3 protein-coding genes are annotated in these 6,385 nt (G+C 50.0%); 1 reads left to right on the top strand and 2 read right to left on the bottom strand.

The features are described from left to right. A partial coding sequence (locus Q0294_RS06325; RefSeq protein ID WP_299462057.1) for a hypothetical protein occupies window positions 1-596 on the top strand: 596 nt, incomplete at its 5' end. Between the two features lie 12 nt (window positions 597-608). Here the strand turns inward: Q0294_RS06325 and Q0294_RS06330 are convergent. Both Q0294_RS06330 and Q0294_RS06335 read right to left on the bottom strand, forming a co-directional pair. After that, complete coding sequence (locus Q0294_RS06330) at window positions 609-3,536, bottom strand: FG-GAP-like repeat-containing protein (protein ID WP_299462060.1); 2,928 nt, start codon at window positions 3,534-3,536, stop codon at window positions 609-611. 79 nt (window positions 3,537-3,615) lie between these two features. Beyond that, the coding region (locus Q0294_RS06335; protein WP_299462063.1) for an efflux RND transporter permease subunit at window positions 3,616-6,385 on the bottom strand (2,770 nt) is incomplete at its 5' end.

A 6,385-nucleotide genomic window follows, 5' to 3' on the forward strand; every position in this document is an offset into this window, starting at 1 on the left:
AACTGGAAACACACTTGAATATTGCTAAATACGGTAACTTCATGCTGACCGATGCCATTCGTCCCTCTTATGATCTGGAAGTGGTGCCTCAGGCTGGTTACCGACATGATGTTTACACGGACAAAGAAACCGGCATTAAAATTCCGGTGCTGATGGCGTCTGCCTCAAAAGAAGTATTATTTGATCTGTTTATCGATCTGCTGGATCCGCTCGGCAACGAAGTCGACGTGGTACTGGAAACCAGTCACGATGGTTCAAACAATCAGCATCAGGATCTGTACCGTGAGCACATGGATCTGCCTGTCCTCAAAAGTACGCTGTATGACTATGAAGACCTGCTCCTCAATGATGGTTGTGCAGGGATTGCGGTTCTGAACCCGCTCATACCTCTGGAAGTCCAGTTTGATGAGCACAAACTTCTGATCATGTATGGTCAGGGAATCGAACAATTTGAAAACACATTAGAGGAATATGGAATTCCTTATATCAAAGATTTGAAATTTATTACTGAAGCGGAGCACGTTCATTCATCCAGCGACGAGTCGATTGATGAACTGGATCAACTGAAGTATCGTCTGGGAATTGATTTCGAATAATCATCATCGAAATCAATTCAAGCCCCTTTTGACCGAATGCCCGGGCTTGCCTTCAATCAGATGAATTTCCTGATCAACAACGATCCCCCCAAAATGTTGTTGCAGTCCGGAAGGCCAGCTGACTTCCAGCGTTTCAATTTGTTTCCTCTCTCCCAGGCCGAAAATCAGTATTCGCTGATTGCTCGCCTGATATCCGTCGCCGGCCGTCATCTGCCGCACCAGCGTCTGCCCTTTCAATTTCACTCTAACTGAAGCGCCAATCGCATCGCGGTTCGATTCCGTTCCCGTCAGATGAACCACCAGTCGATGACCGTGCTGAGCCGTTGTATTTTTCAATAGCACAAATGGTTGATCGAGACTGGAAATCGCCGCTTCTTCCAGACCATCGCGATTCCAATCGAGTCGTGCCATCCCCCTGCCCAGCCTGGGCTGCTGAAAAAAACTGCCCAGTTTCGGTGAGGTCACATCCAGAAATTTTCCCTTGCCCTGATTCTTCATAAACTGAGGTCGCATCTGATAAGGCGCTCCCTGCGAAGTCAAATCTTCGACATGACCATTCACGATCAGTAAATCCTGTAAACCATCGAGATCGGCGTCAAGGAACTGCGTTCCAAATCCTAATTGATAGGTCGTCGAGTCGGACAGATTCGCAGACTGAGTTTCATCGACAAACACATCCGGCGCCACCTGACGATACAACGTGTTCGTTTCCCGAAAGTAATTTGTCACATAGAAATCCAGCAGCCCGTCGGCATCCGCATCGCCGGCAGCGATTCCCATGCACGCTTCAGACCGCCCGAGTGAGTTTAACGCCAGCCCGGACAATAACGCCTGCTCTGTGAATGATAATTTTCCGGAAGCCTGGTTGACGAAGTAAAAATTGGCGACGGCATCGTTGGCAATAAACAGATTCGGATACCCGTTCCCATTCAGATCAGCAGCAATAATCCCCAGACCTTTTCCATTGGGCACCTGAATGCCTGATTCATCTGTCACATTTCGAAATTGGCCATTTTTCAAATTGGAATACAACTGATCCTGCGCCCCCGGAAAATTCTGTGGCATACAGGACCGGTCAGAACCATCCGGATTTTTGCAGACGCGATCATAAATGTCCGGGCCTGTTAAATAGTTGACCGCATAGATTTCAGGCGCACTGTCTCCATTCAGATCCGCGATCAGACAACTGGTTGTCCACAGATCGGCGGTCCCCTGCGCCTGATCCACCTCGGAATATGTTCCATCCCCGTTATTGAGATACAGTCGGTTCAGGCCAATATTCCCCACATAAATATCGGCAAAGCCATCGTTATTCACATCACCGACCGAGACTCCCTGGCTGAAGCGGTTCTCGTTCAAGCCGGCTGAGGCTGTGACATCCAGAAAGGTGCCATCACCGGCATTCAGAAAGAGACGGTCCGTATACTGACTCTGTTGTTTCTCTCCCGGCCCGTTTGCTCCTTGCGTCAAATAAATATCAGGCCAGTCATCCCCATTATAATCGAGAACCCCTACCCCGCCTCCGGTGAATTCATACATTTTATGTGAGGTCTCAGGCCAGACACGACCGTTAAAATACTGGAACGAAATGCCGGCCGCTGATGCAACATCTTCAAACGAGACGAGGGATAACGCATTCGATTCTGTTTTTTCTTTCGCGTCTGAAGTGACAACCCGTTCGATCATTGAATCAGGAGCAGCGTAATCCAGGTCTCTGATCGGATTTTTGCCTTCGACCACGCGCGTATATTTCAACTGTGATAATTGCAGTGCCAGTTCAGCTTTGGCTTTGAGCGCCCATTCTAAATGGGAATCAAGCATCAAGGCTGCCTGGCTCCAGCCATAGGCTTCCCACAGCAGCCCCAGTTCCTCTGCCAGTAAAACCACTTTTCGGGCCGCGGCTAAATCCTTATCGGCATAGACAACTTTTGTCAGCCCTTCATATGTCTGCAACTTATTTGAGTACTCCAGCAGTTGTTCTGCTGCCTGCGGCTGCCTTTCCTTTAAAAGCAGTTGCCCCAGTTGATAACAGGCAGTCGAGTTTGTTGCATCGCGTCTGATGGCCTCTGCGTAACAGGTGATCGCAAACGGGGCATTCCCCTGTTTCTGGTACCATTGCCCTTCAATACTCCAGATTTCAGGTTGCAAACGAACCTGATCTGTCAGTGTCTGTTGCCATTTCCGGAATTCGTCCGCCTCACCGGCATGCAGCAGGATCTGTCCGGATAAGACATAGGCCTGACTCAAATCAGGCTGCGTCGAAAGCAGTTTCTGCAAACGAGACTGTGCCGCCTGATACTGCTGCTGATCGAACTCAATCCGCGCCAAAGCCAACTGCACTAAGGGATCATTCGGATCGGCCTCTTCGTATTCGGAAACGAGTTGCGGATTTTCCAGCGAACGATCACTCATGGCTAACAGATAGAGCAGGATCGGATCAAAGCGGTCCTGCCTTAACAGCTTCAGGCGCATGGGAATCGCTTCCCAGGCACGCGAGCTTAACCCGTAGATAAATGAGAGGCGTTCCAGAATCGTGGCATCATCAGGAAATGATGTGAGCGCACGCTGAAACTCATTTTGCGCAGGTGTGAGTTTTTTTAACTGGAACAGATAGTATTCGCCGGATCGTATCCGTGCTTTATAAGATTCGCGGCTGGTATCGTCCGGCACATGGCTGTAAAGTCGGATGGCCTCGTTGAAATCGCTGGCTTTGATTGCAATTTCGGCTCCCAGCATTGCCGCGGGGACACGATACTCGGGGTCATTCAGGAGTTTTGCGATCTGCTGCTTTGCTGTCGGATAATCCTGAGTGCGAAACGCGTACGAGGCTCTTTGAAAGACCGCTTCGGGGTCGGGTTTGAACAGACCTGAAAAGTAGAGCGCCAGGCCCGCTACCAGCAGTATCGAGACGATGATGACCGCACGAACCAATGTACCCATACCTTCATTCTGAAGTAGCAGTCATCATGCTCAATAGAAACGATTCCTGCGCTGCGATGATCAATTCAAGTACTCTGTTTCAGACCGTTACATTTTCCTGAGTCTTGTTTTTTGTTTCTTCGGGCGGAGCAACGCTCGCTTTGACCTGTTCTACAAGACCGGGCCGCAGGAGATTCAAGCCCCATTGTTTGGCATCCATCGTTAAACTGAATAAGGTCGGCACCAGTACCAGAGTAAAGAGTGTCGAGACGATCAGTCCCCCGAGCACCACGCTTCCCAAACCGCGATATAACTCGCTCCCGGAACCTGGAAATAGTACCAGTGGCAATAATCCCAGAACCGTTGTCGTGGTTGTCATAAAGATCGGTCTGATGCGGGTCCGGATGCTTTCCAGAATCGCTTCCCGGGGTGACATATTATCTTCGTTAATGTGATTTAATGACTGGTGGATGATCAGAATCGGATTATTTACCACGGTCCCAATTAAAATCACGAACCCCAACATGGTAAGCACATCCAGCGTCTGCAGCATAAACAGATTCAAAATACTTAAGCCCAGAATTCCTCCGACGGCGCCTAAGGGAACACTGAAAATAATCACAAAGGGATAGAGCCACGATTCAAACAACGCCGCCATTAACAAATAGGTAATCATCAAGGCCAGCATCACATTGAATTCCAAGGCAGCCCAGGTATCGCGCAACTGGTCAGCGGTTCCCGATAATACAATTCGATAGCCTCCCGCCAGTTGACCGCTTTCGCGCAGTGGCTGAACGATTTCCGACTGAATCTGACTCATGGCATCTTCCAATGCCATTGTTTCCGGTGGAGAGACTTCGATTGTGATCGCACGCTGACGCTCGCGGTGATTGACCTGTTCCGGACCACTGGTGATCTCCACATCTGCTAACGCTTCCAGAGGAACCAGCGCCCCCATGGGCGTTGCCACCGACAATGCTTTGACATCCTGCGTATTCTGAATGTGCTTGGATCGTCCGATAATCGTCAAATCGATTTTATCACCGCCCAGATAATAATCCCCCGCAAAGGCACCATCGATCAAGGCATTCGCGGTATACCCCAGATCGACACTGCTGACTCCCATTTCGGCTGCTTGCGTCAGCTTGGGCACGATATGAACTTCCGGGCTGGAAAGGTCAAGGCTGGGAACGGGACGGACCTGTGCTTCCGGAATCATCTGCTTGACTTTTCCCAGAATCTGCCCTCCCATACCGACTAGTTTTTTCAGATCCGGGCCGATGATTTCCACCTCAACCGTACGACCGCCGGTCAGGCCTCTTTCAAACAGGCTGGATTGTTTAGCGACGGTGAATGTTCCCGGCAGTTTCATGCCTGCCTTTTGAATCAGGGGAATCAATTCGGCGACGCGCTGGGAATCGAAGGCTCGAATCCCCATGAAGACCTGGCGTCCCCGCGCGACGAAAAAGAAATCGCCAATGATCGGATAACCCAGTTTTTTCGCTTCCTCGCTTTCTGGATCAATATCCCAGTAAGGTCGCAAATCACTTTCAACACTCTCTCCCAGTTCCATTAATTGATTGAGGTTATATCCGGGAGGGGGCAGCAAAATACAGAAAATCAAATTGCGATTCCCCGTCGGCAGATATTCCACCTTAGGCCACAACTGCCAACTGATGCCAAATGCGGAACCAACGAGCAAACCAACCACCAGTAACCGACGCATCAGACCACGCTGGATCCAGTGATTGAAGCCCACCACTAGATTCACAAAAGACGCACAACCGGATTCAATCGGGCCGATGATTGCTTTCTGCAACCGGCTCTGTTTAACCGGTTCTTCCGTATGCGATTCCACTTTTGCAGTCACATGCGTGTCTTCGATGTCCTGACCATCCCGTTTTTTCAACAAACGGGCGGAAGCCGTGGAAATCAGCGTCATGGAAACAACCAGGGAAAGTCCCACTGCGGCACTGATTGCTAATGCAATATCCTGAAATAACTGCCCGGCTTCTTCCTGAATGAAGACCACCGGCAGAAAAACGGCAATGGTTGTCAGCGTTGAAGCAAGTACCGCTCCCCAGACCTCATGCGTTCCTTTAACCGCCGCACGAAACGGGGATTCTCCCAGAGAATAGCGGCGGAAGATGTTTTCCAGAACGACCACAGCATTATCAACCAGCATCCCTACCGCAAACGCCAGACCTGCGAGACTGATCACGTTTAAAGAACGTCCCAGTGCCCCGAGTATCAGAAAGGTACCGATGATACTCGTCGGTATCGCCAGCCCCACCACTAGCGCCCCGCGGGCAAACCAGAATCCGGATCCAATAATTAATGCGAGACAAACAGCAAAAAACCAGGGAGAGATAAAGGTAGCAGCGATCGCGGTAATAATAATCAGAGGTATAACCAGCAACGTACGAATTCCCAGATGCAGAAATCCCATTAACACGATCATGGTTAACGCACCGCCGATGAAAATGTTATTTTTCACCAGATCGACAGAGGAATAAATATAATCGGTCTCGTCATACACCTGAACTAACTGTAATCCGCGCGGCTTGAGTATATTTTCATCGATATCTTTCACGGCTTCCTGCAGGCCAGCCATGATATCCAGCACATTGGCTCCCGTTTCACGAACGCAGTTCACAGCAATACTGGATTCACCAAACCGCCGCACCAGACCGTCGGGTTTCTTATAACCCAGCCGGACTTCAGCAACATCTCGGACATAAACAGGAGCACCATCGCGAATTGCGAGCAACTGGTTTTCGACTTCTTCCATGTTGCGAAACTGCCCCAGTGTCCGCACGACCCACCGGCGTTTTCCCTCCCAGAAATCGCCGGCAGAAGTATCTTTGTTC

The sequence above is a fragment of the uncultured Gimesia sp. genome (genome assembly GCF_937919775.1).
In the GTDB taxonomy this organism is placed as follows: Bacteria; Planctomycetota; Planctomycetia; order Planctomycetales; family Planctomycetaceae; genus Gimesia.